This window comes from Haladaptatus sp. HS23, assembly GCF_056892285.1.
In genome coordinates, this window is sequence record NZ_JBXGLH010000001.1 from 290,725 (window position 1) to 315,935 (window position 25,211).

24 protein-coding genes and 1 pseudogene are annotated in these 25,211 nt (G+C 62.6%); 12 read left to right on the plus strand and 13 right to left on the minus strand.

Features of this window, described 5'->3' with window-relative positions; genetic code table 11:
* Nucleotides 1-8: 8 nt before the first annotated feature.
* Nucleotides 9-398: a pyridoxamine 5'-phosphate oxidase family protein gene (locus AC1XDK_RS01555; RefSeq protein ID WP_483348021.1), complete on the minus strand. Its 390-nt coding sequence runs from the start codon at nt 396-398 to the stop codon at nt 9-11.
* A gap of 680 nt (nt 399-1,078) precedes the next feature.
* Between AC1XDK_RS01555 and AC1XDK_RS01560 the strand changes: the two genes are divergently transcribed.
* Together AC1XDK_RS01560 and AC1XDK_RS01565 are read left to right on the plus strand one after the other, a co-directional pair.
* The gene (locus AC1XDK_RS01560) at nt 1,079-7,450 is read left to right on the plus strand and encodes a PGF-pre-PGF domain-containing protein (RefSeq protein WP_483348022.1); all 6,372 of its coding nucleotides are present in this window, start codon (nt 1,079-1,081) and stop codon (nt 7,448-7,450) included.
* Nucleotides 7,451-7,728: 278 nt separating this feature from the next.
* Nucleotides 7,729-7,923 (plus strand): cold-shock protein, encoded by a 195-nt coding sequence (locus AC1XDK_RS01565; RefSeq protein ID WP_007977946.1) that lies wholly within the window; start codon nt 7,729-7,731, stop codon nt 7,921-7,923.
* A gap of 126 nt (nt 7,924-8,049) precedes the next feature.
* Here the strand turns inward: AC1XDK_RS01565 and AC1XDK_RS01570 are convergent.
* Nucleotides 8,050-8,418 (minus strand): annotated as a pseudogene (locus tag AC1XDK_RS01570) (rhodanese-like domain-containing protein).
* Between the two features lie 125 nt (nt 8,419-8,543).
* Nucleotides 8,544-8,828: a translation initiation factor eIF-1A gene (gene eif1A, locus AC1XDK_RS01575; protein ID WP_483348023.1), complete on the minus strand. Its 285-nt coding sequence runs from the start codon at nt 8,826-8,828 to the stop codon at nt 8,544-8,546.
* A gap of 254 nt (nt 8,829-9,082) precedes the next feature.
* Here eif1A and AC1XDK_RS01580 point away from each other — a divergent pair, with 254 nt between their 5' ends.
* Nucleotides 9,083-10,591, plus strand: coding sequence for a phosphoenolpyruvate carboxykinase (ATP) (locus tag AC1XDK_RS01580; protein ID WP_483348024.1), 1,509 nt, complete (start codon nt 9,083-9,085; stop codon nt 10,589-10,591).
* A gap of 19 nt (nt 10,592-10,610) precedes the next feature.
* Here AC1XDK_RS01580 and AC1XDK_RS01585 read toward each other — a convergent pair whose 3' ends face one another.
* On the minus strand, nt 10,611-10,829 hold the full coding sequence (locus tag AC1XDK_RS01585) for a DUF8015 family protein (protein WP_483348025.1): 219 nt from the start codon (nt 10,827-10,829) through the stop codon (nt 10,611-10,613).
* A 115-nt stretch (nt 10,830-10,944) separates the two neighbouring features.
* On the minus strand, nt 10,945-11,892 hold the full coding sequence (locus AC1XDK_RS01590; RefSeq protein ID WP_483348026.1) for a SipW-dependent-type signal peptide-containing protein: 948 nt from the start codon (nt 11,890-11,892) through the stop codon (nt 10,945-10,947).
* 437 nt (nt 11,893-12,329) lie between these two features.
* On the opposite strand from AC1XDK_RS01590, the gene AC1XDK_RS01595 reads away from it, so the two are divergent.
* From AC1XDK_RS01595 to AC1XDK_RS01610, 4 genes are all read left to right on the plus strand, one after another.
* Nucleotides 12,330-12,926: a DUF7344 domain-containing protein gene (locus tag AC1XDK_RS01595; RefSeq protein WP_483348027.1), complete on the plus strand. Its 597-nt coding sequence runs from the start codon at nt 12,330-12,332 to the stop codon at nt 12,924-12,926.
* On the plus strand, nt 12,923-13,540 hold the full coding sequence (locus tag AC1XDK_RS01600) for a signal peptidase I (protein ID WP_483348028.1): 618 nt from the start codon (nt 12,923-12,925) through the stop codon (nt 13,538-13,540). Before AC1XDK_RS01595 ends, AC1XDK_RS01600 begins: the two co-directional genes overlap by 4 nt.
* Nucleotides 13,537-13,824: a hypothetical protein gene (locus AC1XDK_RS01605; protein ID WP_483348029.1), complete on the plus strand. Its 288-nt coding sequence runs from the start codon at nt 13,537-13,539 to the stop codon at nt 13,822-13,824. Before AC1XDK_RS01600 ends, AC1XDK_RS01605 begins: the two co-directional genes overlap by 4 nt.
* A gap of 78 nt (nt 13,825-13,902) precedes the next feature.
* Nucleotides 13,903-14,742 (plus strand): fructosamine kinase family protein, encoded by an 840-nt coding sequence (locus AC1XDK_RS01610; protein WP_483348030.1) that lies wholly within the window; start codon nt 13,903-13,905, stop codon nt 14,740-14,742.
* Nucleotides 14,743-14,754: 12 nt separating this feature from the next.
* Here AC1XDK_RS01610 and AC1XDK_RS01615 read toward each other — a convergent pair whose 3' ends face one another.
* Nucleotides 14,755-15,405 carry an HAD family hydrolase gene (locus AC1XDK_RS01615; RefSeq protein ID WP_483348031.1) on the minus strand — a complete coding sequence of 217 codons (651 nt, stop codon included), beginning with the start codon at nt 15,403-15,405 and terminating at the stop codon, nt 14,755-14,757.
* Nucleotides 15,406-15,408: 3 nt separating this feature from the next.
* On the opposite strand from AC1XDK_RS01615, the gene AC1XDK_RS01620 reads away from it, so the two are divergent.
* Together AC1XDK_RS01620 and AC1XDK_RS01625 are read left to right on the plus strand one after the other, a co-directional pair.
* Nucleotides 15,409-15,738, plus strand: a complete 330-nt coding sequence (locus AC1XDK_RS01620) for a hypothetical protein (RefSeq protein WP_483348032.1) — start codon at nt 15,409-15,411, stop codon at nt 15,736-15,738.
* A gap of 224 nt (nt 15,739-15,962) precedes the next feature.
* Nucleotides 15,963-16,883, plus strand: a complete 921-nt coding sequence (locus tag AC1XDK_RS01625) for a TSUP family transporter (protein ID WP_483348903.1) — start codon at nt 15,963-15,965, stop codon at nt 16,881-16,883.
* Between the two features lie 5 nt (nt 16,884-16,888).
* On the opposite strand, the gene AC1XDK_RS01630 is transcribed toward AC1XDK_RS01625, so the two are convergent.
* From AC1XDK_RS01630 to AC1XDK_RS01640, 3 genes are all read right to left on the minus strand, one after another.
* A complete protein-coding gene (locus AC1XDK_RS01630; RefSeq protein ID WP_483348033.1) occupies nt 16,889-17,200 on the minus strand; it encodes a hypothetical protein in 312 nt (103 codons plus the stop codon).
* A 56-nt stretch (nt 17,201-17,256) separates the two neighbouring features.
* Complete coding sequence (locus AC1XDK_RS01635; RefSeq protein ID WP_483348034.1) at nt 17,257-17,568, minus strand: nucleoside triphosphate pyrophosphohydrolase; 312 nt, start codon at nt 17,566-17,568, stop codon at nt 17,257-17,259.
* A 62-nt stretch (nt 17,569-17,630) separates the two neighbouring features.
* Complete coding sequence (locus tag AC1XDK_RS01640; protein WP_483348035.1) at nt 17,631-18,053, minus strand: pyridoxamine 5'-phosphate oxidase family protein; 423 nt, start codon at nt 18,051-18,053, stop codon at nt 17,631-17,633.
* 109 nt (nt 18,054-18,162) lie between these two features.
* Here AC1XDK_RS01640 and AC1XDK_RS01645 point away from each other — a divergent pair, with 109 nt between their 5' ends.
* Nucleotides 18,163-18,741 carry a DUF6663 family protein gene (locus AC1XDK_RS01645; protein WP_483348036.1) on the plus strand — a complete coding sequence of 193 codons (579 nt, stop codon included), beginning with the start codon at nt 18,163-18,165 and terminating at the stop codon, nt 18,739-18,741.
* 37 nt (nt 18,742-18,778) lie between these two features.
* On the opposite strand, the gene AC1XDK_RS01650 is transcribed toward AC1XDK_RS01645, so the two are convergent.
* The 3 genes from AC1XDK_RS01650 to AC1XDK_RS01660 all read right to left on the minus strand — a co-directional run bounded on the left by AC1XDK_RS01650 (nt 18,779) and on the right by AC1XDK_RS01660 (nt 23,748).
* Nucleotides 18,779-20,626, minus strand: coding sequence for a S9 family peptidase (locus AC1XDK_RS01650; RefSeq protein ID WP_483348037.1), 1,848 nt, complete (start codon nt 20,624-20,626; stop codon nt 18,779-18,781).
* A gap of 45 nt (nt 20,627-20,671) precedes the next feature.
* Nucleotides 20,672-21,937 carry an MFS transporter gene (locus AC1XDK_RS01655; RefSeq protein WP_483348038.1) on the minus strand — a complete coding sequence of 422 codons (1,266 nt, stop codon included), beginning with the start codon at nt 21,935-21,937 and terminating at the stop codon, nt 20,672-20,674.
* 212 nt (nt 21,938-22,149) lie between these two features.
* A complete protein-coding gene (locus AC1XDK_RS01660) occupies nt 22,150-23,748 on the minus strand; it encodes an MDR family MFS transporter (RefSeq protein ID WP_483348039.1) in 1,599 nt (532 codons plus the stop codon).
* Between the two features lie 246 nt (nt 23,749-23,994).
* On the opposite strand from AC1XDK_RS01660, the gene AC1XDK_RS01665 reads away from it, so the two are divergent.
* Entirely contained in the window at nt 23,995-24,117 is a 123-nt protein-coding gene (locus AC1XDK_RS01665; protein WP_483348040.1) for a hypothetical protein, read from the plus strand.
* Nucleotides 24,114-24,725: a TetR/AcrR family transcriptional regulator gene (locus AC1XDK_RS01670; RefSeq protein WP_483348041.1), complete on the plus strand. Its 612-nt coding sequence runs from the start codon at nt 24,114-24,116 to the stop codon at nt 24,723-24,725. The genes AC1XDK_RS01665 and AC1XDK_RS01670 overlap by 4 nt, the downstream gene beginning before the upstream one ends.
* A 34-nt stretch (nt 24,726-24,759) precedes the next feature.
* Here the strand turns inward: AC1XDK_RS01670 and AC1XDK_RS01675 are convergent, their stop codons facing one another.
* Nucleotides 24,760-25,188 (minus strand): universal stress protein, encoded by a 429-nt coding sequence (locus tag AC1XDK_RS01675; RefSeq protein WP_483348042.1) that lies wholly within the window; start codon nt 25,186-25,188, stop codon nt 24,760-24,762.
* Between the last annotated feature and the right edge of the window lie 23 nt (nt 25,189-25,211).

Consider the following 25,211-nt stretch of genomic DNA (forward strand, 5'->3'; position numbering starts at 1 on the left):
GCGAAAACTCAGTACCGCATGAACGTCCCCGACCCCACGTCGATTCTGACTAACGTGTTCTCCGGGTAGGCGTCCGCCTCCGCACCGTAGCGCGGGTTGATCTGTTCGACGGCCTTCAGCGTCTCTTCCGCGTCCTCGACGACGCTGGCCGTCCCCAACATCGTGACCTTCCACTCCGCCTCTCCGGCGATGTCCTTCTGGATGGAAACGGCGACTCGCGGGTTCTCGCGGATGTTCGCTAATTTTCTCCCGCCCGTGAGAATCGACACCGTCCCGTCGTCGTAGTGGTACCACACCGGCGCGACGTGTGGTCGTCCGTCGGAACAGGTCGCGAGGTGCGCCATCACCGACTCCTCGGCGAGGAGAATTTCGGCTTCGTCGGGAAGAACGTCTGCCATAGTTGAACGACGGCGGGGTGGGAAATGTGTGTTGTGGGAACGGGAGTGGTGGGTTTTTGTGCCGGAGCGAAGTAGGGTCGAACGGCCGATGACGAGAACGGCGTTCCGAACCGGCGTGGCGGCCGGTCGTGACGAACCCTATGAGTGCCGAGGCCGAACTATCGCCGAGAATTCTGTTGAAGTCCGCTACTGCCGCTATCGTACGTAATCGAGTACGAAGAGTAGTTGGTTGACCGCCACATCGAGTTGTAGGCTCACAGTGCCGGAGGTCTCGACCCCACTAGCCGTCGCCGAGTCAATCCAGTTCACGTCCCGACGTCCCGACCATCCGTCCGTAGTCGTCCCATTCGTCTCCGACCCGTTCGGGGGCGCAGAGTCGTTCATCGGACCGGACCGGTTCGTCGTCGTCATCCATATCTCGACGTCGTCGGATGCGCATATGGGAATTTGCCGAAATCACGCGGAAACGACCGGGAATTCGGGCACAAATTCGTACCACGATGGGGGACACAGCGGAACGGTTCGGGAGCGCTCGAAGACAGTGACAAAGTTTCGATGTGAATTGTAACTATTCGACCGACGGGATTCCCCAACAGATTTGTATCTGCGCTGATTGCTGCGTATGAACCGGTCTTTAGTATCGAATCTGATAATTGCGCCACACTCCCCCATTCACAACCATGACACGAAATCACGGCCGTACTCGTGCGGTCCTTCTGGCAACGGTGGTACTGCTGTCGGTCGTTCTGGGCGTCGTTCCGCTCTCGGAGACGGGCAAAGCGGCCGTAACCAGCTTTGCGATAGCTTCGGAGGATACGGAAATCGCTCCCGGGAACTCGTTCGACTACTTCGGCTTTCACGAAACCAGTAGCGACTACTTGTACGTAGTCATCGACGAAGACGGCAACGGAGCGTACACCGCGGGCGAACAGTACATGAACATCTCGGTGGGAACACCGTCGTTCGACAGAACGTTTCCAGGGGGGAAGACCGCCGGTCTGGACGGGACGTACCAAGTGTACGCCATCGACGGCACGACGTTTGCAGACGGAACGCTCGATGCCGGCGATGACTTGACGAACGGGACATCGGCGCAGATATCCATCGATGCCAGTCCTCCGTGGGTGAGCGACGTGAACCTCACGAACCCGTCGGGACAAACGCTCGAATTCTCCTTTACGACGAACGAGCAGTTGAACTGGACCTCCGTCTCGCTCACCGGTGAGGAGTCCGCGACGTTCGTCAAGAGCGACTTCACCGAAACGAGTGACAACGGGACGCACACGTACACCACCTCTTACGGAGTAAGCAACGACGGGGACTACACTGCGGAAATCACGCTGGCGAACGACACCGTCGGCAACGATGCGGGGGACAACCAGTCCGCGGCGGAACTGAGCGACACGGTGACGGTCGATACCGTTCCGCCCGGACTGCAGGGCGTCGAGACGGCGGTCGGGAGTGATACGGCGGTTCTCACGTTCAACGAAAGCGTCGTCGATGACTCCGGCACCGCTCTTTTTGCCGGGGATTTCCAGTTCGGCGACGGCAACGGGGGCGGTGCGACGGGCATCAGTTCGGTGAATCACACGGCGGGGACGAACACGGCGACGGTGACGTTCGACGCCGCCGTTTCGGCGACCGACCTCGGAAACGACACCATCGCCGCGAAGACGGGGAGCGTGTACGACGGGTACGGAAACGCTGCGGGGACGACTGCGAAGTCACTTCGAGATACGGTGGAACCGGACGCCCCGACCGACGCGTCCCCGTCCGCCATCAACGCGAGCAATCAGGGGAGCTACGACGTTTCCGTAACGTTACCCGACGACCACGAGGCCGGGACGCTTCGACTGTCGCTCGACGGAGGAGCGATAACGACCAGTACGGAGGTCGCGAACGGAACCGACCCCGATTCGAGCGGTGACGTGGTCACGTTCGGCGGCATCGACGCCACCGCCCTCTCCGAAGGGAGCGTCTCTATCGACGCGACGTTCACCGACTACGGCGGCAACTCGAACGGCGCTTCGAGACTGGCGAGCGTGCCCAAGGACACCGGCCGTCCGACGGTCACCGACGCCAGCATCACGAACGCGCCGATAGGGACTTACGACGCCGGGACCGCACAGACCGTGACCGTCGAGTTCAACGAGAGCGTCGACGGGAGCGTCGCTCCCACGGTGGAGGTGACGAACCTCAACCGGACGTACGCCGTCAGCGGGAGTTTCGACGACACGACGACGTGGACGGGGACGGTGACTATCGTCGACGACAACGAACAGAGGACGGCGACTATCGCGGTTTCGGATGCGGCGGACACGGTAGGGAACGTGATGACTGCGGACGGTTCGAACGCGTTTCAGGTCGACACCACGGGTCCGGCGAAACCTGATTCGACCGACGCCGCGAACGTCACGCTGAGCAATCGGAACGATTACGACGTTACCGTGAACCTCGTCGCCAATTCGGAGGCCGACGAGGTGAGCGTCAAAGTGACGGACAGAACGACGACGGTGGTCGAAAACCGGAGTATCACTCCCGGAACGGAGACCGTGAACGTCACCGGCCTCGACGTCTCCTCGTTGGACGACGGGTCGATTACCGTGTCCGCGCTCGCACTCGACAGCGGATACCCGAACACGGAGGGGTACACTGCACCGACCACGGCGACGAAGGATACGAAACGACCGAACGTGTCGTCGATAACCGTCGGTGACGGCGAAATCAACGATGTCGACGCCGGAACCGGACAACCCGTGACGGTCACCTTCGACGAGGACATGAATCGGAGCGTAAGTCCGACGGTGAAACTCGTAGACCTCAACCGGACGTACGCCGTCAACGGAAGTTTCGACAGCGACACGGCGTGGACGGGAACGGTCACGATAGCGGACGACGACGAGACGACGACGGGGAACGTCACTGTGACGGGTGCGGCGGACGCCCTCGGAAACGCATTGGTGACGGCGAACAGGTCCGTTTCGGTCGATACCGAGACGCCGTCGATAACCGGACTCGACGTGGCTCACACGGGCGGTGGAACGGTCTCGGTGTCGTTCAACGCCAGCGAATCCCTCGATTCTGCGTCCGTCTCCCTCGGTACGCCCTCGGGGACGACGACGCTGAGTTCGTTCACCGAGAGCGAAAGCGGCCCGTACGAGTACACCGCGACGTATTCGGGAGGGGACGACGGTTCCTACACGGCCACGTTAGACGCCGCGAACGACGCGGCGGGCAACGATGGGGCGACGGGGCAGTCCGATACCGTAACCGTGGACACGACCCCGCCGTCGTTCGGAAATCCGACGCCGGACGCGACGACCGTCACCGACGACGGGACGGTTCTCTCGGTCGATATCGCGGATACGACCGGGAGCGTCGATGGGGCGTCGATTCGGGTCACTGTGGTGGACGCGAACGGGACCCGAATCGACGCCGTCGGGACGGGCCACGGCGGCGTGAGCTACGGCGGTGGGACGCTCACCGTCGACCCATCCGCGGCGGGAATCACGCTGGCCGATGGTGACGTGAACGTCACCGTCTCGGCGAACGACACGGCGGGCAACGCGAACGCGACCGACTTCTCGTTCGTCGTCGATACGGCGCCCCCGACGTTCGAAAACGCCGGTCCGACCGGAACGGTGACGGACAACCTGACGGCGATTCACGTGGACATCGCCGACGCGACGACGGACGTGGACGCGGGGAGCGTTCTGGTGACGCTCCGAAACACGAGCGGGCAACTGTTCAGCGGGGGAACCGGCACCGACGGCGTCTCCTTGAGCGGCGGGACGCTTACCATCGACCCGGCGGGGACCGGAGTGCCGACTCTCCCGAACGGTACCGTCACGGTGAACGTCTCGGCGAGCGATACGGTCGGGAACGGCGGAGCGACCGACTTCGAATTCGACGTGGACGTGCCGCCGTTCGTCAGCGAGTTCGAGGCGACGAAGGGCAGCGGCATGGACGTGGACGTATCGTTCGATTCGACCGACGAACTCGACACGGTGGCGGTTACGGTGAGCGGCGCGGACAACGCGACGCTGACGACGGGCGATTTCGCCGCGACTCCGGACGGGGATGGCGGATACACCTACACGGCGACGTACACCGGAGGGACCGACGGAAACTACACGTTCGAGTTGGTCACGGCCGACGACGGGCGGACCGACGGTGCGACCGGTGACGCGGAGACCGTATTGGTCGACGAGACGGCACCCGCGGTGAGCATCTCGGCCCCCGACGGCGGAACGACCGTCCGCGGCGGGGAGACGACGTCCATCGAGTGGACCGCAACGGATTCCGTGAGCGTGGATACGGTTTCCATCGCGTACAGCACCGACGGCGGTGGCAGTTGGACGGCCGTCGACTCCGACACGCCGAACGACGGGAGCGAGGACTGGACGGTTCCCGCCGTCGATTCGGCGTCCGTGTTAGTTCGCGTCAGGGCGACGGACACGAGCGGTAACGTCGCAACCGACGCGAGCAACGCGACGTTTGTCATCGACTCGACGGCACCGACGGTGGACGATTACAGCGTGTCCAACCCCGACGGACAGGACGTCGCCGTCTCCTTCGACACCGACGAACGGTTACAGACCATCGCCGTCGCCATCTCGGGGAGCGAGTCGGGGACGCTGACGATTTCGGATTTCGCCGAGACCGACCACGGAAACGGCACGTACACCTACGCGGTAACGTACGCGGGAAGCAGCGACGGGAACTACACCGCGACGCTGAACACAGCGGTGGACGACGCCGGTAACGACGGGTCGACCGGGCAGTTCGGGAGCGTCTCCATCGACACGGCCACACCGACGATTTCGAACTTCGACCTGCGCAATCCGGACGGCAGAAACCTGACGGTCGCGTTCGACAGCGACGAACGCCTCGGCTCGTTCACGGTCGCCGTCTCGGGAGCGGAGAGTTTCAACTCCACGTCGGCGGACTTCTCACGGAACGGGACGACGTACACCGCGACGTATGATGTGGGGTCCGACGGGAACTACACCGCGACGCTCGTCGACGCGTCGGACGAGGCGGGTAACGATGCCACGACGGGGCAGACGGACTCCCTCGGTATCGACACGACGCCGCCGACGATTTCCAACGTCTCCGTGTCGAACCCGACGCGTCAGGAGGTTCGCGTGGAGTTCGACAGTTCGGAATCGCTCTCGTCCGTTCGCGTCTCCATCTCCGGTGCCGAAACGGCCACGCTGACCAAAAACAACCCGTCGAAAAGTGACGGGTCGTACGTCGTCACGTATACAGGCAGCGTCGATGGGACGTACACCGCGACGTTGGAGGAGGTCCTCGACGCCGTGGGCAACGATGGCGCGGGCGGCGAGTCCGGGTCCGTCACCGTGGACGCGACTCCGCCGACCGTCTCGAACTTCGTCGCCACGAATCCGGGCGGCGGCGAAATTCGGGTTCGCATCGAGAGTTCCGAATCGCTCTCGACCCTCGAAACCGGCGTCTCTGGTGCGGAGAACGCGACGCTCACGCTCACCGACTTCACTGCGAACGGCACGACCTACACCGCGACCTACAACGGGAGCACGGACGGGGAGTACGACGTGACGGTCGTCGAGTTCGCGGACGCCGCGAACAACGAGGGGACGGCGGGGCAGACGGACAACGTGACGCTGCACGTCGGTCCGCCGACCGTCTCGAACTTCGTCGCCACGAATCCGTCCGACAGGCGGATGGTGGTCAGTTTCGACAGTTCGGAACCGCTCTCGGCCGTTCACGTCTCGATTTTCGGCGCGGAGAACGCGACGCTCACGCTCGCCGACTTCACCGTGAACGGCACGACCTACACCGCGACCCACAACAGAAGCACGGACGGGACGTACATCGCGACGCTGGACCAGGCCCTCGACAACGAGAGCAGCGACGGGGCGTCGGGAGAGGTGGCGAGCGTCACCGTCGACACGTCGCAATCGAGCGGTGGGAGCGGTGATGGAAACAGCGGGAGCGGTGGAAGCGGTGGCAGTAGTGGCGGGGATGGCGACAGTGGAAGCGACGGCTCCGGCGGAACCTCCGACGACTCCCCGGACACAGACACTTCGCCCGAACCGGAACTCTCCGTCACCGTCACGCCGGGGGCGAACGAAACGACCGCTGTCACCGTGGAAAATGCCGATGCGAACCAACAGGTCGGCGTCGGATTCGACAACGGCACCGGGTCGAGCGGCGTGAACCTCAGTCGATTGAACCTCACCGTCGAACGGTCCATGAACTACGACCTGACCGTCAACGCCTCCACAGACCGCCTCGGGGAGGCGAGTGATTTCGCGGGCCACGCGGTCGGGTTCGTCGAAATCGACCACTCGGTGGGCGATTCCGACATCGACGGCGCTGGCCTCACGTTCGATATCGATTCACGTCGCTTCGAGGACGTCGGCATGGACGCCACCGACGCCGTGGTGTACCGCTATCACGGCGGACACTGGAACGCCCTCCCAACGAGCGTCATCGGCCAAACCGACGATTCCTACGTCGTTCGAGCGGACTCCCCCGGTCTCTCGGTGTTCGCCGTCGGCCTCCGAGACGCGGACCTCCTCTCGGTAACGGGCGCGAGCCTTTCGGAGCCGTCCGCTGCTGTCGGGACGCCCGTTACGGTTTCCGCGACGGTGACGAACCGCGGGAACTGGCTGGCGAACGAATCGCTCGCCGTGACCGCCAACGGGACGGTGCTGACGGAGCGAATCGTCACCGTTCCGGCGGGAGAGACGGTGACGGTCACGTTCGATGTGACGCGCAGCGGACCCGGAACCTACGGCATCGCCGTCGATGACACCTCCGCTGGAACCGTGGCCTTCTCGGAAACCGATAGAACCCCGACGACGACTCGAACGACCACCCGGACGCCGACGGCGACGACCACGGCCACATTGACAATGACACCGACGGTCCAAGCGACGGAGACGAGCGAGACGACGCCTGTCGGCAGACCACGGGAGAAGAGCGACGGTCCCGATTGGTGGCTGTTCGTAGGAGGTATCACACTCCTCGGTTCGGTGGCCGTCCTCGCGTGGCGTGTGCGATAACGGCTTCCGAACCGTTTTCACTGCACTCGCGCACCGATTCGAGATACCGCGAGAACGGTGTACTGAGAAGACATACCACACGAATACAACGAATCTGTGGATATCACGGAAGTCAGGGTTCGTTATGCCGAATCGGCCACCAAAGACACGAATAACCCATCATACGTGGCCATGTGACCAAAATACGGTTTCGTAATAGAGTATCCGTCTAAAAAAATTGATTTTTTGAAAACGAATGCGGAACCCTTAACCGTGTCGTGGGATTGTGTATAGTTGTAATGGCAAACGGTAAAGTTGATTTCTTCAACGACACAGGCGGCTACGGTTTCATAGAGACTGACGACGCGGACGAGGACGTTTTCTTCCACATGGAAGACGTTGGCGGCGAGGACCTCACGGAAGGTACCGAGATCGAGTTCGACATCGAGCAGGCCCCCAAAGGCCCGCGCGCGAAGAACGTCGTTCGACAGTAAATAGAGCGTTTCGCACCGTCGCCACACGGCGACAGGGCGTATTTTCGTTTCTTTCGACACCTTCTCGGAGAGCGATAGCTCCGTGGAGAACTCCGGCGAAAACGAATTTTGTTTCCACTACGGCGTTCAGAACAGTCGCCAGAGTGCCGACCGAAGTCGATGGCCGAACGACCCTGCTCGATAGCCGCCCCATCAGCTCATGCCGCCCGCGAGCGTCGTGACGTCGTACCCCTCGTCGGCGAGAAGGCCGGTTGCGCGCGTGGCGACGACACCCATTTTACAGACTGTCACGACGGGGCGGTCGCGCGGTATCTCGTCGAGACGGCGACGGAGTTCGCCGTCGTTCCCCTTCCGAAGGTCTTCGTACACCGGGAGGTTGTGACTACCGTCGATATGGTTCGACTGATACGCCTCCCGTGGCCGGATATCGAGGACGTACGGCGCGTCGGGGTCGTCGAGACGCTCGTCCAACTCTCCGGGGCGAATCTTGCTCACAATTCCCGCGATTGCACTGTACGACTAAAGTTCTAGCGTCGTCTCTGCGGCGAAAAATCGACCGCTACGTAACCCTATGTCCCGGAATCGACGGTGAGAAGGTCCGTTTCAGTTCGCCGAAGGCGTCATTGAATGTGGCCTTCGCGACGGAGTTGGTCCGCGTCCTGACTCGTGTAGCGCCACTCGATGTTGGCCTTTTCGTCCTGCCAGTCCCACGGCTCGATGAGGACGATGTCGCCCTCTTCGATCCACGTTCGGTATTTCATGCGGCCGGGAATACGTCCCATCCGTTCCTTTCCGTCGTTGCATCGGAGCTGTACGTGGTTGCCACCGTTGTGCTGGGTGACGACCGCGAACATCTCGTCCTTGTTTGGCATTCGGAGGTTCCGACGCCCTGATTCTTCACTCACAGGCGAAATATGTGACGGACACGGTTAAGTGGTAGGTGTCTTTCGATACCGTTTGTCATGCCTCTCGTCGCGACGAGAATGGCCCTCGTTTCCGACCTGCCGGACGGGTAACCCCTGGAAATCGTTCTCGACGAAACGAAGAGTATTTACTCGCGTCCGAAAACACAATTCCGTCGATTTCGCCGTTATGAGGCCACTAAGACGGCTGTAAACCGTGCATAATTATACGTCTCGGGATGGCTCGTTCAAGCACGATGTCAGACACTGGGCAGTCAGTCCAATCCCTGCAATCTATGCTCTCCAACCCGACAGTGGCGGAAAACGTTCTCTATAACCCGTCCCCGGACCAACTCCGCGAGTTCTCGCGGGAGTTGGAGACGACGGCCGAGTTCGGGTCCGCGTCGTACGTCAGCCGCGAGCGCTCTCGCAACTCGGACAAAACGAAGAACGCCGTGGACGAGCAGTTCGATGCGGGCGATTTCGCCCACATCGAGGACGCGGTGGCGTACGCCCGCGACCACGAAATGCTCTGTGTCGACCGCATGATGGGCCGACACGACGACCACTCCTACCGATGCCGACTGTACGTCCCGAAGAAGTACGGTCGCATCGCGCTCGCGTGGGCGAACCTCTTCGAACCCGTCGAGGGACCCGGCGAACCGGACTTCGTCACGATACAGGTTCCCGACTGGGACGACATCGCCATCCGAATCCTCCCCGAGGAGGGACTGACCGCCGTCCTCGGCAGCGACTACACGGGCGAAGCGAAGAAGTCGTTCCTCCGCTTGTTCATGTTCCACGCCAAGCGAGAGGGCGGACTCGGACTGCACGCCGGAAGCAAGCGGGTCACGCTTCGGAACGAAGACGACGAGTTGCGGGACGTTGGACAGGTGTTCCTCGGCCTCTCCGCGACGGGTAAATCCACGCTGACCGCTCACGGACTCTGGTTGGACGACCCCGAATCGGCGACGATGCTGCAGGACGACGTGTGCGCGCTGCTCCCCGACGGGAGCGTCGCGGGCAGCGAGGGCAACGGCCTCTACGTCAAAACCATCGGACTGGACGCCGAGGAGCAACCGGCGATGTACGACGCTGTGACCCACGAGTCCGCGGTCCTCGAAAACGTGGACGTGGACGAGGATGGGGCGGTCGATTTCGACAGCGGCCGTCACACCTCCAACGGCCGCGCCATCATCCGCCGCGACCGACTGGCCTCGTCGAGCGACGATATCGACCTCGACAGGGTTGACCAACTGTTCTTCATCACGCGCAACCCGACGATGCCGCCGGTTTCGAAGCTCTCACCGGAGGAGGCCGCGGTGGCGTTCATGCTCGGTGAATCCATCGAAACCAGCGCGGGCGACCCGTCGAAGGCCGGGGAGTCCATCCGCGTCGTCGGGACCAACCCCTTCATCGTCGGGTCGAAGGGCGAGGAGGGCAACCGCTTCCGCGACCTCATCGACGACTTGGGCGTCGAGTGTTACATCCTCAACACCGGCCACCTCGGCGGCAAGGACATCGGCGTCACGGAGTCTGTGACGCTGCTCCGCGAAATCGCCCGCGGGACGATCGAATGGACGGACGACGAGGCGACGGGCCTCACGGTTCCGAGTTCGGTCCCCGGCATCGACATCGAGGAGTTCTCCGTCGCCGACAACGTCTCCGACCACGAATCCGAGTTGGAACGACTGCGAACCGAGCGTCGGGTGCACCTCGACACGTTCGAGGAGCTAGACGAGGACATTCTGGACGCCGTCTACTGACACAAAACCGCTTTTCGATTCAGTTCAGCGCCTCGACTTCCCCCGTCAAGTCGCCCGGTTCGTCGACGGGGCCGTTCACGAACAGTCCGTGGCCGATTATCGCGACGGCGACGAACCCGGCACCGATGACGGATAGCGTCAGCGAAACCGTCGTCAGATAGCCGACGCCGACGCCGAGGACCATACTGGCGAGGATTCCGACCAGCACGAGGTCGTAGTACTGCCACGTGTAAGCCATGCTACTGAGTAGCACCTACTTGCCTGAATAACTAGGGGTGGGTGGAACGCTCTTTTAGTATCGTCTGAAAAGTGGAAAACGGTCGTTCTACCGCGCGTCCGCCGCATTGGAGCGATTACGCGCTACTGTCGGGTTGTCCGTTGTCGGGCGTCCGACCCAAAACCACGTCCTGATCGGCGAGCGTGTCGAAGGCACCCGATGCGTACTCGTCCGCCCACGGGTTCTCCGGGTATCTGTCGTCGGGCGTGTCGTTGGGGTCGCGGAAGCGCTCTTCGGGGTTGTGGCGCGACTGTTCCGCGTAGAAGTCGAAACAGACCCGAATGCTGTCGCTCTGTATTTCGTTGCCGACGTCCTTCGGGAGCGACCAACGAACCGTCACGTACTGCGGTGTGCCGTTCCCGAACGGGTCGATGGGTTCGCCGTCGGGGTACGCACCGCCGACCACGTCCGGGGAGTCCCCGTCGCGGACCCCGTCGAGGAGGACGGGAACGGACCCGTACTGCGGCGTCGTCGTCTGCGTCCCTTTGAGGTCGAGCGGTTTCTGGATGTAGCGGTCGTTCCAGAGGTTACCCGTCTGCGGGCCGTCGCCGACCGTCGCGTTCTGGTTCTGGTCGTAGAACGAACGGAACTCCAAGTTCTCGTCCATCTCGCCGAACCCGTTGGTGTCCTGCCCTTCCGCGTCCAGTTCGGGGTCGTTCTGGCCGTTCTCCATGGAATGGCTGAGGCGTCCGCGGAACCAGACCCACGCGGGGTTGTTCACGTTCAGAATCTCGAACCGAATCCACCCCTGGTCGCCGGGTTTGACGTCCCTGAGTTCCATGCCGAGTTCGGTGTTGTCGGTGTCCTGGGCTTCGACGACCCTGGGTTCGACGTCGTTCCCGTAGTGGTCGACTTCCCAGCCGATCTTCAGGTCGAGTTCACCAGCCGTGAACGTCGCGCTGGTTCCTTCGTCGTCGTTCAGAAGCGCCATCGTCCCCGCGCCGCCGAGTACAGCGCCAGCGCCGATACCGCCGAGGCCGAGAAGTGCTTTGCGTCGCGTCAAGTCGAACGTTTTGTCTGACATTGTAAATCTCCGTTCTTCGACACCGAAATTGCCCCGTTTGTGGCGTGTCGCCGTGTCGAAGACGCAACCGAACCGACCACCTGTCACCTCGTATATATATATATACTCGATAGTGGTTTCATAGACGCCGTATAGCGACCCCATATACAGTGTATAGTGGTGATACGGGGATTTCGAGTCGAAGGTTCGGGCACCCATATACGGCGTATATGCGGGCCACAATCCGTTGCTACTCGTGAATTTCATCAAATACGACGGGGGATGAAACCGTCTCACTCGCCTTGGAACGACGCGGGCGTTCACTGGACTGTTATGAAAAATGCCATAGCAACTTCATAATTATATTACAACAGTTCAAGTTATCAATCGGACACAGTGATGACAACGACGAGTAGGGGGGCCGGTGATGGAACAGAACCAAACGGTTGGGTGTGTGCATGAGTACGGCGGCCTCCGTACCGGCCCAAACCGGCGAGACGACCGAACGCGAACGAGGCAGGGAATCGGATACGCTCACGCAGGAAACCGCATTCAAGATACTCAGCTGTCGGCGACGACGACACGTCGTCCACTACCTTCTCCAACGGGGTGAACCGACCTCGCTGCACGAACTCTCGAAACAGCTCGCGGCGTGGGAAAACGAGATTTCACCGGACACGGTCACGTACGAACAGCGGATGCGCGTCTACACCGCGCTTCGACAGGCCCATCTGCCGAAGATGGACGATGCTGCCATCGTCCGGTTCGACGCGAACGGGGGGACGATACAACTCACCGACGACGCGACGAAGTTGGAGGTGTATCTGGATATCGTCCCCCACGACGGACTCCCGTGGAGCAGTTACTATCTCGGACTCTGCGGCGTCTCTGCCGGCCTTCTCACGGCGGCGCTGCTCGGACTGTTCCCGTTCAACCTCCTTCCCGGCATCGCGTGGGGCTTCGTCGTCGTGGCGCTGTTCTCTACCTCCGCGGTCGCACACAAACGACACGACGAGCGACACCACCTCGGACGGGAGGGGAAGCCACCGATATGAGTGCGTTCGCCACCGTCCGGAAGCCGGGACGAATCGCTCGTATCGTCGGGGGCGTATTCCTCGTCTTCGCCCTCGTTCTCACGGCCGTCGTCGTGTTCCCACAGATAGTCGGCGCGAGCGGGAGCTACGTCGTGCTGTCGGGGAGCATGAGTCCGACGATACACGCCGGAGATGTCGTCGTCTCCCGAAACGTCGAGACGGCGGAAATAGGGGCGGGTGACGTCATCGTCTTCCAAGATGGGTCCGTCTCTGCCGACCGGACGACCCACCGCGTCGTGAACGTGGTTCACCGCGACGACGGGGTGTTCTTCGAGACGAAGGGAGACGCAAACGAGAATCCCGACGCGAATCCCGTTCCGGCCGACGACGTTATCGGCCGCGTCTGGTTCCACGTACCGTACATCGGCCACCTCATGATGTTCGCCCGGTCACGGATGGGTCTCCTCTCGCTGGTCATCGTTCCGTGTCTGCTCCTCGTCGTCACGGAAGCGTACTCGCTCGTGAGCGCGGCGTTGGGTGGCGATTCGGACGGGTCCAATGAAGAGAGGGGCGAACCTACCGAACCGAGCGCATCGACGCCCGACAGCGCGGAACCCGCGGAGAAAACCGGATGATGCGAGGATTCGACTACAGATTCGCCGTCCTCGCGCTCGCCGCACTCTGTTTAGTGAGCGCGGCAAACACGCACGTCACGAACGGCCGACTGGGCGACAGCGAGACCGTTCATTCGGGGGAGTTCGTCGGCGCAACCGTCACGACGACACCGAGCGCGAACGTGACGGGCGACCCGACGGCCACCGCGAAAACCACGGGCACGACGGAAATCACGACCGCCGCGACCACCCACGCGACGACCGATTCGGCAAAAACACCGAAAGCGAGTTCCGACCCGGGCTAACCGAGGTATCGCCAGTCTGTCGGCCGCGACGGCACCGAGTAGTGGCATTTTACCTCGTGGTAGGCCGTATCCAAACCGATGGACGATATCGCGGCTTGCCTCTCGACGGTCGTTGACGAACAGCCGACAGCGGTTTGCGAACTCGACGGCGGCGAAATCGGCACCGTCCATCGCGTCGAGTTCGATACCCGAGCGCCGCTCGTCGTCAAGACGAGCGAGACGTCCCTCTCGGTCGAAGCGACCATGCTCACCCACCTCGCCGACGCCGGCCTTCCGGTTCCTGAGGTCGTTCACGCGACGGACGACCTCCTCGTACTCGAACACGTGGACGGCGATTCGACCATCACACCCGAAGTCGAACGCGACGTCGCGGACCACCTCGCCGCCCTCCACGACGTGACTGCGCCAACCTACGGGTTCGAGTGCGACACGCTCACCGGGTCGCTTCACCAGCCGAACCCGTGGACGGATTCGTGGGTGGACTTCTACCGCGACCAGCGGTTGACGTACGCGGCGGGAGTCGCCAACGAGACCGGAAAACTTCCCGCTTCGACGGTCGAACGGGTCGAGGCGCTCGCCGCCGACCTCGATTCGTTGCTGGTCGAACCCGAGGCCCCCTCGCTGATTCACGGCGACGTGTGGACGACGAACCTCCTCGCGTCCGACGGGGAACTCCGTGCGTTCCTCGACCCGGCGGCCTACTACGCCCACGCGGAAATCGAACTCGCGTACGTGGATTGGACGGGCACCGTCGGCGACACCTTTTTCGACCGGTACGACGAACGACGGGGCATCGATTCCGGGTTCGAATCGCGCCGCGACGTCTACGTGTGCTATCCGCTGCTCTCGCACGTCTATCACTTCGGGGAGCGGTACCTGTCCGAACTCGACCGAACGCTGACGCGGTTGGGGTACTGACTTCCTTCCAACTCAATCCGCGATGTCGAGAATCTGGGGCAAGCCCTCGACTTCGTACGTCGGGGAAACGGACAGGTCGTAGTCGGTGCGGTGCGGTCGGCGGATGAACGCGGAGTCCACGCCCGCGTTGTGCGCGGCGACCACGTCGCTCTCGCTGTCGCCGACGAACAGGGCGTCTTCGACCCCGAGGTCGGCCAGTGCGAGTTCGAGAAAGTGCGGATTCGGTTTCTTTCGGCGGATTCCATCGACGGTCGGCGGCCTGCCATAGTACGTCTCGAAGTGACGGTCGAGTTCGAAGTAATCGAGCATGAATTCCACCGTCGCCTGTTGATTGGAACTGACGAGTCCGAGGGGCCGGTCGAAATCCGAAAGGGTCCCGACGTCCTCGTACGTCGTCGTCCGTCCCGCTCGAATCTCCCGGAGTTGTTTCTCCGAGGCGGCGCTATCGCGGGCCTTCCAGAACGCGTCGGGGTCGAACCCGTACGCCTCACACACCCGCCGAAATCCGTCGGGGGTGGCACTGTGCGTTACCTCGTTCAAATGCGCGTCCGCCGGGTCCACGTCGAACTCCTCGAAGGCGGAAATCGCCGCTTCGCGGAGCAACGCCCGTTTCGGAGGCTTCACGAGGACGCCGTCGTTGTCGAACAACACCGCGTCGTACATTTGGTGAGTCTCGTCAGCGAGCGAGCGTATGTGTTCCCATTTCGAGCGGCCGAAGTGAGTTTGGGCATCGAGCGCGTAATCGGGTCGATGGACCCGGACTCCGACTTCTCGGACGAACAGGTGGGAAAACGCGTCGTCGCCGCCGACGGAACGCCGCTCGGCGACGTGAAGGAAGTACGAAACGGGACGCTGTACGTCGAGGTGGGCGCGGACCCGAACCCGGACACCATCGACGAACTCGGATGGGGCGGCGTCGTCAACCAGTCGGTGCACGAGTTGCGACGGCAGTTCATCGCGACCATCACCGACCACGCGGTACGGTTGTCGGTGTGAGGCCGGTCGGACCGGCCACCGGTTTCGCAAGGACTGCCGGTACCTCCGACGCACACCGAACGGCCATTTCCTCGTTTTCGGCGGTTCCGTAGCCTCCGCGACTGTCTTCCTCGAAACGGCACGTCACCGCTCGCGGAGACGGTTTCCCGATTTCTTCCACCTATCTACGCGGGGCGACAACTGCCGATAATGCGAACGAAATCACGAACGTTTCGGGGAGGGCGCTGATGTCCGGCGAGTCGGCCGTCCGTCCCGAGGAGTTCGTCAGAAACCTCCGGCGATTCCGGTACCGGGAACTGATGATGGCGCTCGCGACCGTCGCCGTCGTCGTCGCCGCCGTCGGCCTCTTTCCCGGCATGGAGAACGTAACCAACGGGCTGAAGACGAACGCGACGACGACGGACCTCGCGCTCTTCGTCGCACTCATCGTGTTGGCCGCGATGGTGAAGGGAATGGTCGGGTTCGGATTCGCGCTCATCGCCACGCCGCTCGCGGCATCCGTGATGAACGTCGAAATCGCCGTCGTCGTCCTCGCCGTCCCGCCGTGGATGATAAACGTCTTTCAGGTAGGCGAGACCAACACGGGATTAGAGTACGTTCGCCGCGAGTGGTCGCTCATCGGCCTCGCGCTGGTCGGGAGCGTCGCGGGGGTGTTCTTCTTCTCCGCGTTCAAAACCAGCGCGCTGGTGACGTTCCTCATCGGCGTCGTCCTGTTCGGCTACGTGCTGTTCCAACTCGGCAAGGGGTTCGTCTCCGTCGAAGGGACGCACAACCCCGTCGCCCTCGGTATCGTCGGTCTCTTGGAGGGCTTCCTCCTCGGCGCGGCCAACCTCGGCCCGCTTCTCCCGACCTACCTCCACACGTTCGAGCGGGACAAAGAGCGGTACGTCGGCGGCCTCTCGATGGTGCTCGGTCTGGTGTTCACGGCGAAAATCGTCCAGATGTTGGCGACCGGCGTCATGACCACCTATCACCTCTGGTTGGGTTCGACGCTCGCCGTCGTCACCCTCGTCGGACTGTTCGCCGGAACTTACCTCCGGCGCGTCGAAATCGACGAGCGCAAGTTCAACTGGTTGGTCGTCGCCATCCTCCTCGTCATCTCGCTGAAAATCTTCTCGAAGACGGTTCCGGCGCTGTTCTTCTGAGGGACCTACCGCACCGCGGCGACCCGCCATTCGTCGTCCGTGATTCGCTGTTCGGCGATGGTCTCTCCGTCACTCAACACGCGGACGGAGAATCCTTCGCCGTTTCGTTCCGTCTGGAGTCGAACCGTCCGCACGTCGGCCTCGAATTCGGTCCGTCGTTCGTCCGGGGACCAGTCATCGCGGATGGCCGTCAGCCCGAAATCGCCGTAGGAGAGACGGGTCGATTCCTCGATGGTGCCGTCGGCGCGAACCTCCGCGATGATACCCTCGTTGCTCTCGTTTTCCCGAACGAGGAGCGTGTAGGTCGTTCGTGACATGGGCGAACGTTTGCCCGCTTCGACTATCCCCGCCGGGGTTGCACACGCAGGGTGTTTTATTCCACTCGTTCGAGGACGATACCGTCCTCGAAACCGCCGCGCTCTGTCGCTTTTTCGGCCCGAAGGCGTTCCAATTCGTCGCGGGAGACGCCTTTCCGCTCGGCCAGCGCGTACACGACTTCGAGTACGTCTGCTAATTCCATCACGTCACCCGATTCGTGGACTTCGGCGACTTCCTCGTCCAACTTCTCGGCGAGACGTCGTTCGTACTCGTCCGAGTCGGCGGTGTGTGTCACCGCCGTTTCGTCGTTTTCCTCGATGATTCGGGGGATGGCGTCACGAACCAACTTGTCGTACGTTCGAGCCATAGATTCCGTATCAAATTCCGTGTGCAAAAGGACACCGACCACACCTCAGCCACCGTCGCTCGTCACGTTTTCCGGCCCGTCACCGACTCCATTCGGAGTTCGTACAGTTCCGGTTCCACGTCCGAAATCGACTCGCCGAACACTCGGAGCGGGACGAAACGCTCGTTTATCCCGGCGTCGTTGAGCGATTCCGATGTCGGTTCGAGGTGCCCCCGCACGAGGATGCTCCACGATTCGTCGCCCGCCGCCTCGTAGACCACGAGGCTGGCCGTGCCCGTCCCTTCCACGAACGACATCTTTTCGCCTCCCTCTTCGACGCCGAACCTGAGGAGGAGTCGTTCACCGTCGTAGTAAAACGAGACGGGGATGGCGTAGGAATCGGAATCACGAGCGAGCGAGAGGACACCCGTGTCCGCGTCCCGTAGCTTTCCTTCGAGTTCCGCCTCGTCCATGCCGAACGTGTAGACGAACTCCACGTGTTCCATGCGGAGAGGTATGATGTGGAAGGGTATAGGTCGAACCCTTCGACAGCAGGGGAGACATCACGAACTCGGATGCGAGCGTCTTTTCCCGCGTCCGGGCGGACCTCCCGGTATGGAAACCACGCGCTTTCGCGTCCTCGCCGACGAGGAGGGTTCGCTTCGCCTGTTGAACCGGGAGACGTACGAACCGGTCGTCACCGCCGCCGAGGGCCACGACGTCGACGTGAACGGCCTCCACCCCGGCTATTGCATCGACGCCGACCTCGATTGGACGACGAGCGAACCGACGATTCGGTCGTTTTCGGTGGTGAGTCGGACGCTGTACGCCTTCGCCGACGGAATCGAACCCGTCTTCGAGGCGGCACAGGGGGCGTGGACGGAGGCACAGATGGCGGGCGATTCGATGAACAGCCGCGTCACTCGCAACACGGACAACGAGGTCAACGGCGTCCTCTACGTGTTCGCCGAAAACGACAGGGGCGGAATCTTCGAGGCGTTCCGCGACGGCACCCGGCCGGTCGAACCGCTCGTGGACAGGGTGAACGAGGAGGAAGGGACCGACCCACGCGAGGTGTTCGTCCTTCGGCCCGCAGAGGGGCGATACGTCATCGTCATCATCGCGCTCCGAAAGGGCGGGCAGTTCGCGGAGACGCTTCGGGACACGTACGACTGTCCGTCGCCGTCGGAGTAAATCGAAGGGCAGTCTTTTCTCTTCCCTTCTCTTCCGTCTACAGCGTCTCGTCGAGATAGTCGGTGACGATGCGATACGAGCGAATCTTCTGGTCGGTGTCGGTCGAACCGTGGCCTTCCTCGCCGAGTTCCTCGTAGTCGAACTCCTCGCCGTCCCCCCAGCCACGCTCCTGCAGGGCGTCGCGGTAGAGGCGGGCCTGCGAGACGGGACAGCGCGGGTCGTTGACCCCGTGAACCATGAGAATCGGCGACGCCGCCGACTCGACGTGAGTGAGCGGCGACCGCTCGCGGTACAGGTCCTCGTTCTCGTCGGGGTCCCCGAGTTGCTGTTCGAGGACGTGCTGGAAGTGCGGCATGGAGTCCTCGTACAACCGTTGGAGGTCGGTTATCCCGACCAACGCCAGCGAGGCCGACCAGAGGTCGGGATACCCAACGTGCTGGCTGTAGGCGCTGTAGCCGCCGTAGGAGCCGCCGAAGACCGCGACGCGATTTTCGTCTATCCACTCGCGGTCCATCAGCCAGCGGCCACCGTTGGCGATGTCGCGCTGTTCGCCGCCGCCCCAGTCGCCGCGGATGGCGTATTTGAACCCGCGTCCGCGCCCCGTCGAACCGCGATAGTTCGGCTGGAAAACGGTGTAGCCGCGGGAGACCAGAAACTGGGCGAGTTCGTTGAACGACTGGGTGGACTGTCCGTGCGGTCCGCCGTGTACCATCACGACCGCGGGTCGTGCGGTCGCCCCGGGGTCGACACCGGATCGCTTTCGGGCGTCGTACAGCAGTCCGCCGATGGTCCAGTCGCCGGATTCGTAGGTGACGTACTCGGCACCGACGAACGCCGTCGGGTCGATGTCCCCGTATTCCGCGTCGAGGAGAACGTCGTGTTGGTCCGTTTCGAGGTCGTATGCGAGGAGTCGCTTTCGCTCGTCGGGCGTCGTCTGCGTGAGGACGACGCGGCCGTCCGCGAGGAACGGACGCTCGATTCCGTCGGCGATGGTGGTCACGCCCTCCGGGAGGTCTAATTCCCGCCCGTCTCCGGTTTCGAGGTCGTAGACGACCGGCACCGTCGCCGCCCGACGGGTTCGGGTGACGAGTACGTGACGACCGTCCGGGGTGAACGTCGACGGATACTCGACGTACTCGCCGTCGCTCAACCACCGGACGGTGTCCCGTTCGAGGTCGTAGACGCCGGCGCGGGGTTTGTCGTCCGCGTTATCCTCGACCAACAGGGACGTCCCGTCCGGTCCCCAGTCGGCGACGTCCGTTTCCGAACCGGGTTCGCCGACGTCGAGGCGACGCGGGTCGCTCCCGTCCGCATCGGCGACGTAGACGTCTCGATTGTCGAGGTCGTCGGTTTCGTTGGTCACGTAGGCGATTCGTTCCCCGTCGGGACCGTACATCGCGTTCCACGTCGGTTGGTCGTAGGCGGTCAGTTGCTCGGTCTCGCCGGAGTCGGTTCCGTAGCGATACAGGTTCATCTGGTCGCCTTCGTCGCTCCCGTACAGCAGGTAGCGACCGTCCGGGGAAACGTCGATAATCACGCCTTGGCCGTCGGTTTCGACGAGCGTTTCGCGGTCGCCGTCGGTCGTCAGCGCGTGGATGTCGTTTTGTTCGTCACCGTCGTCGTCGCGGTGGAAGTAGATCCGCTCGCCGTCCGCGTCCCAGCGGATGTGCCAGCGGGCGCTCTTCGGGACGTCACCGTCGCTCAACTGGTCTAACTCGCCGGATTCGACGTCGAGGACGCACAGTTCGTTTCGACCGCTTCCGTCGTAGTAGCACGCGACCCGTTCACCGTCGGGTGCTACCATCGGATGGTAGAACTCCGGGAGTGAAGCGAGCGCTTCGAGGGGAAATTCAGGTCGTGAGGCGTCGTTCGCCGAGTCGGACATAACGACCGGAGGTGTGTCCCGAACGATAATAGTGTTATCTAACTGTCAGTCGAGCGGTTGGGCGTCCTCGGAGATTCCTTCGACGGCTTGGTCGTCCTGTCTGAGGCCTTTGCGGAGATAGTAGAACGCGTCGAGGGTTCCGAGGATTCCCACGACGCCGCCGACGTAGAAGGCGTCCTGCACCGAAAACGAGTCGGTGATGGCACCGAACCCGACCGGCCCGAACACCTGTCCCGCCGAGAGCGAGGCCGTGAACGCACCCGTCACGAGTCCCATCCCGTGAACGCGACCGCGTTCGGTTCGGATGGCCACGGCGGAGGTCCGTGAAACGGCGCTGAACGCGCCCATACAGATGGTAAGCCCGAGCAGGAGGGGAAGCGTGGTCGCGAGCGGAACGACGAGCATGGAGAGTGCGCTCAACAACCCGCCAGCCACGATGAAGTGGATTCGGTAGTCGTCGTAATCGTCGGCCATCCGGCCGAGCGGAATCTGGAGGATTCCGCCGACGGCCATGTAGACGGAGAGGACGAGACCGACCGTGGTCGAGGAGAGCGCGAGAACGGACGTGGCGAAGACGGGAAAAAACGAGTTGAACCCCCAGCGGTAGAAGCCACGGGCGGCGATGTACGACATGATTCCCCGGAGCTCGAAGTCGGCCCAGACCGCGCGAGCGGCCTCGCGGGGGTTGGGTGTCGCCTCGGTGTCGCGCACGTCGTCGGGCAGTTCGGGAACTAAAATCACGACGAGGACGAACGCGACGACGGTGAGTAGACCCATCACGTAGAACGGCGTCGTCATGCCGGAGAGGGTGAACCACGGCGTTCGGATGGCGTGCTGGGCGAAGTAGCCGCCGACGGTCGGGCCAATGGCGACGCCGCCGAACAGCGAGACGTAGAACAGGTTCGTGATGGACCCCTCCCGCCCTTTCGGCGTGATGTCGCCGACGTACGACTGGGCGATGGGCGTCACGAGGACCGAGGAGAACCCTTGGAAGAACCGAACGACACCGAGCATGAGCGGGGTCGAGACGAGCGCGTAGGCGACGGAGAGAACAGCGAACATGCCGAGTCCAGCGAGGAGCAGTCGCTTGCGTCCGTAGGAGTCGGAGACGCGCCCGGTGAAGGGAGCGAGAACCCCCCGAGAGATGGCGAATCCGGAGAAGATGAGGCCGACGACGACGCCCGACGCACCGAGTTTGTCGGCGTACATCGGCAGGATGGGTTCGAGGATGCTGAACCCGAGCATGGAGACGCCGGTTGCGATGAACAACCCGACGAAAGCCCCCTTGTGTTCCCCGAGTTCGTCAAGCACGCGTCTCACGTCCCGTCGCGTTGCTCGCCGGGTGTGAATACCAGTCCATACGGATACTTACTGACCAGTTAGTAAAACGGTTACGACCGAGGATGCGTACAGGCGATAGTCCGAAAAACGACGAATATCGGGGCGAAAACGGTTCGGAACGACGGTTTGTCCGTCAGTCAACCGTCGATAGTCTGTCGATAGTCGGCCGACGGTCGTTGGTGTCAGTCGTCGGTCGCCGTCGCGTCGTCCATCGGTTCGGCTGCGCCCTCGCCCATCGAGACGTGCGCCTCTTCACTGAGTTCCGTGTTCGGGAGCGTGAGCGCGACGACGAACGCCAGCGCGAGGACGCCGGTTCCGGCGAGGAACACGGTGTCGATGCTGTTTGCGAGCGCCGTCACGACGACGTCGTGAATTCCCTTGGGAAGCGCGTTGATGGTCGCGGGGTCGATGCTCCCGCCGGACGCCGCCACGCTCTCGGACCCGCCCTTCGAACCGAACGCGTCGGCGAGGCGGTGGGTGAGTTGGTTCGTCAGCAACGCGCCGAAGACGGCGACGCCGATGGAGCTACCGAGGCTTCGACTGAACGTGACGGAAGTCGTCGCGACGCCGAGGTCCTCGCGGTCCACGGCGTTCTGCACCGCGACGGTGAGGACGGGCATGACGAACCCGAGTCCCATTCCGGTGAGGAACATGAACGCGGTCGATTCCGTCGAGGTCGTCGCGGGACCCATGGTGTGAAGCAGCCAGTATCCCGCGGTGCCGACCACGGTGCCGAGGACGGCGAATATCTTGTAGCGACCGAGTCGGGTCATGAGTTGCCCCGTCACCGCGCTCGTGACGAGCATGCCGCCGACGAGCGGGAACAGGAGCAGGCCGGAGTTAGTCGCGCTCGCGCCGAGGACGGTCTGGAGGAAGACGGGGAGGTAAATGGTCGCCCCGAACATCCCGATACCGAGACAGAAACTCAGCGTCATGACGCCGACGACGGTGTGCCTGTCGAGCAGGTGGATGGGGAAGACGGGTTCGCTCACGCGCAGTTCCTGCAGGACGAACAGGACGCCGAAGACGACGGTACCCGCGGCGAGCGCGAGAATTTCCACGGAGTCCCACGCGTACTTGCCGCCGCCCCACGTCGTGAGGAGCATGAGCGCCCCGACCGCGAAGACGAGGAGCGCGGCCCCGAGGTAGTCGATGTCGTGTTCGGTGTCCGGCGTCGGCAGGTCGAGTTTGAAGTGCGTGATGGCGATGGCCGCGAGTCCGATGGGGACGTTGATGTAGAAGATCCAGCGCCAGCTGTAGTGGTCGGTGAGGTAGCCGCCGAGGAGCGGTCCACCGATGGTCGCGACACCGAAGATGAGCATCATGTAGCTCATGTACTTCCCACGTTCGCGGGGCGAGAAGATGTCGCCGAGGATGGTCGTCGCCATGGCGATGAGACCGCCCGCGCCGATGCCTTGCAGCGCGCGGAAGAGCGCGAGTTGCGTCATCGGGGCGACGACGTCGTTGATGGCGGCGAACTCGCCGGCGAGGCCGGAGAGGATGGAGCCGATCAGGAAGATGGTGATGGACGACTCGAAGATGATGGAGCGTCCGTACAGGTCGCTCAGCTTCCCGTATAACGGCGTCGTCACCGTCACTGTCACGAGGTACGCCGTGACGACCCACGACAGTTTGTTCGCACCACCCAATTCGCCGACGATGGTCGGGAGCGCCGTCGAGACGATGGACTGGTCGATGGAGCCGAGAAGCATCCCTAACATGAGGCCGCCGAGGATGACGAGGCGTTCACGACCGATGCCGTCGCTCGTTTCAGTACTCACGTCCGAACCCTCCGTTCGAACGAAGCTGTCCGGGTTTCGAGGTGAATGAACATTCAGTCATCTATGACTTACTGAACGGTTAGTCAATTATAAAGCTTCCGAGACAGAACCTCCCACGAAAACCGCAGTTTGAACACCCTTCGATCGTATTCCGTCACTATGACCCGTTTTGTCCTTCGTTCGGGAGCACATCACGGGCTACTGAATGTTCATTCAATTTTTATATCTCGCGTTCGTAGAGCGTGTATGCACGAATTCGATGCGACGACCGTCACGCGCGGAGGGCGGTTCGCGGAACGGGATTCCCTCGCCGTATCGTTCCAGCCGGCGACTCGAACGACCGTCCACAGCGGGTCTTTCGGCCGATGACGGAGACGCCATCCTTCCTCGAAGACCCGACCGACACGCGGGACGCCATCATGCGAGCGACGTATCTCGCCCTCTGTAAGCACGGCTACGCCGACCTCACGATTCAGCGTATCGCGGACGAGTTCCCGAAGAGCAAGTCGTTGCTCTATCACCATTACGACGGCAAAGACGACCTCTTGCTCGACTTCTTGGAGTTCATGCTCGAACACCAACGGGAACGGATTCCCGCCGAACGGACGGGGAGCGCCGACGAACATCTGAACGCCATCCTCGACCGCGTGTTCAGCACCTCGGTTTCGGACGACTATCGGGATTTCTCGCGCGCGATGGTCGAACTGCGCGCACAGGCCGCCCACGACGATAACTACCGCGACCACTTCACGCGGAGCGACGAGTTCTTCCGCGAACTGCTCACGGGCGTCATTCAGTCGGGTATCGACGACGGCGTGTTCCGCGACGTCGACGCCGAACAAGTGGCGGCATCCCTGCTGATGACCATCACAGGGGCGATGACCCAGCGCGTGACCACGACGGAGGAAACCATCCCGGCGGTTCGTGACGAACTCGACGCCTACATCCGCCGTCGATTGCTCGTCGACGAAGAGTGAGGGGTGGAACGAGGAGTGAAGGTGGAACGAGGAGTCAGTGAACGATGGTGACGGGAATCGTGGCCCGCCGCGTCACCGCCTCCGCCACGCTCCCGAGGACGATTCTGTCGAGTCCGGTTCGACCGTGGCTTCCCATGACGATGCCGTCGATGCCGTTTTCCGTCGCATACTCCACGATGCTGTGTGCCGGGCGACCCATCAGCCGTTCCGTTTCCACCGTCACACCCGACTCCTCGGCCGTCTCTTGCATCTCGGAGAGGAGCCTGTCTGCCGTCGATTTCTTCGTATCCTCGACTGAATCGTCGTAGAAGATGTCCCCGTATTCGTCCGAGGAAATCCAGCTACTGGGGTCGAGGACGTGGAGGAGGACGATGGTCGCGTCCGGGTAGATGTCGAGTGCGTGTTCGAGCGCGCTATCCGACTGCGGTGCGTTGTCCACGGGGATGAGAATCCGTTTGGGCATGTTTCCCGTATGGATAGCGGTCG

Bases quoted from the DNA above. Each gene is read 5' to 3' on its own strand.
- AC1XDK_RS01555 (WP_483348021.1), bottom strand. From the start codon at position 398: ATGGCAGACGTTCTTCCCGACGAAGCCGAAATTCTCCTCGCCGAGGAG.
- AC1XDK_RS01560 (WP_483348022.1), top strand. From the start codon at position 1,079: ATGACACGAAATCACGGCCGTACTCGTGCGGTCCTTCTGGCAACGGTG.
- AC1XDK_RS01565 (WP_007977946.1), top strand. From the start codon at position 7,729: ATGGCAAACGGTAAAGTTGATTTCTTCAACGACACAGGCGGCTACGGT.
- AC1XDK_RS01580 (WP_483348024.1), top strand. From the start codon at position 9,083: ATGTCAGACACTGGGCAGTCAGTCCAATCCCTGCAATCTATGCTCTCC.
- AC1XDK_RS01585 (WP_483348025.1), bottom strand. From the start codon at position 10,829: ATGGCTTACACGTGGCAGTACTACGACCTCGTGCTGGTCGGAATCCTC.
- AC1XDK_RS01590 (WP_483348026.1), bottom strand. From the start codon at position 11,892: ATGTCAGACAAAACGTTCGACTTGACGCGACGCAAAGCACTTCTCGGC.
- AC1XDK_RS01595 (WP_483348027.1), top strand. From the start codon at position 12,330: ATGAGTACGGCGGCCTCCGTACCGGCCCAAACCGGCGAGACGACCGAA.
- AC1XDK_RS01600 (WP_483348028.1), top strand. From the start codon at position 12,923: ATGAGTGCGTTCGCCACCGTCCGGAAGCCGGGACGAATCGCTCGTATC.
- AC1XDK_RS01605 (WP_483348029.1), top strand. From the start codon at position 13,537: ATGATGCGAGGATTCGACTACAGATTCGCCGTCCTCGCGCTCGCCGCA.
- AC1XDK_RS01610 (WP_483348030.1), top strand. From the start codon at position 13,903: ATGGACGATATCGCGGCTTGCCTCTCGACGGTCGTTGACGAACAGCCG.
- AC1XDK_RS01615 (WP_483348031.1), bottom strand. From the start codon at position 15,405: ATGTACGACGCGGTGTTGTTCGACAACGACGGCGTCCTCGTGAAGCCT.
- AC1XDK_RS01630 (WP_483348033.1), bottom strand. From the start codon at position 17,200: ATGTCACGAACGACCTACACGCTCCTCGTTCGGGAAAACGAGAGCAAC.
- AC1XDK_RS01635 (WP_483348034.1), bottom strand. From the start codon at position 17,568: ATGGCTCGAACGTACGACAAGTTGGTTCGTGACGCCATCCCCCGAATC.
- AC1XDK_RS01640 (WP_483348035.1), bottom strand. From the start codon at position 18,053: ATGGAACACGTGGAGTTCGTCTACACGTTCGGCATGGACGAGGCGGAA.
- AC1XDK_RS01645 (WP_483348036.1), top strand. From the start codon at position 18,163: ATGGAAACCACGCGCTTTCGCGTCCTCGCCGACGAGGAGGGTTCGCTT.
- AC1XDK_RS01650 (WP_483348037.1), bottom strand. From the start codon at position 20,626: ATGTCCGACTCGGCGAACGACGCCTCACGACCTGAATTTCCCCTCGAA.
- AC1XDK_RS01665 (WP_483348040.1), top strand. From the start codon at position 23,995: ATGCACGAATTCGATGCGACGACCGTCACGCGCGGAGGGCGGTTCGCG.
- AC1XDK_RS01670 (WP_483348041.1), top strand. From the start codon at position 24,114: ATGACGGAGACGCCATCCTTCCTCGAAGACCCGACCGACACGCGGGAC.
- AC1XDK_RS01675 (WP_483348042.1), bottom strand. From the start codon at position 25,188: ATGCCCAAACGGATTCTCATCCCCGTGGACAACGCACCGCAGTCGGAT.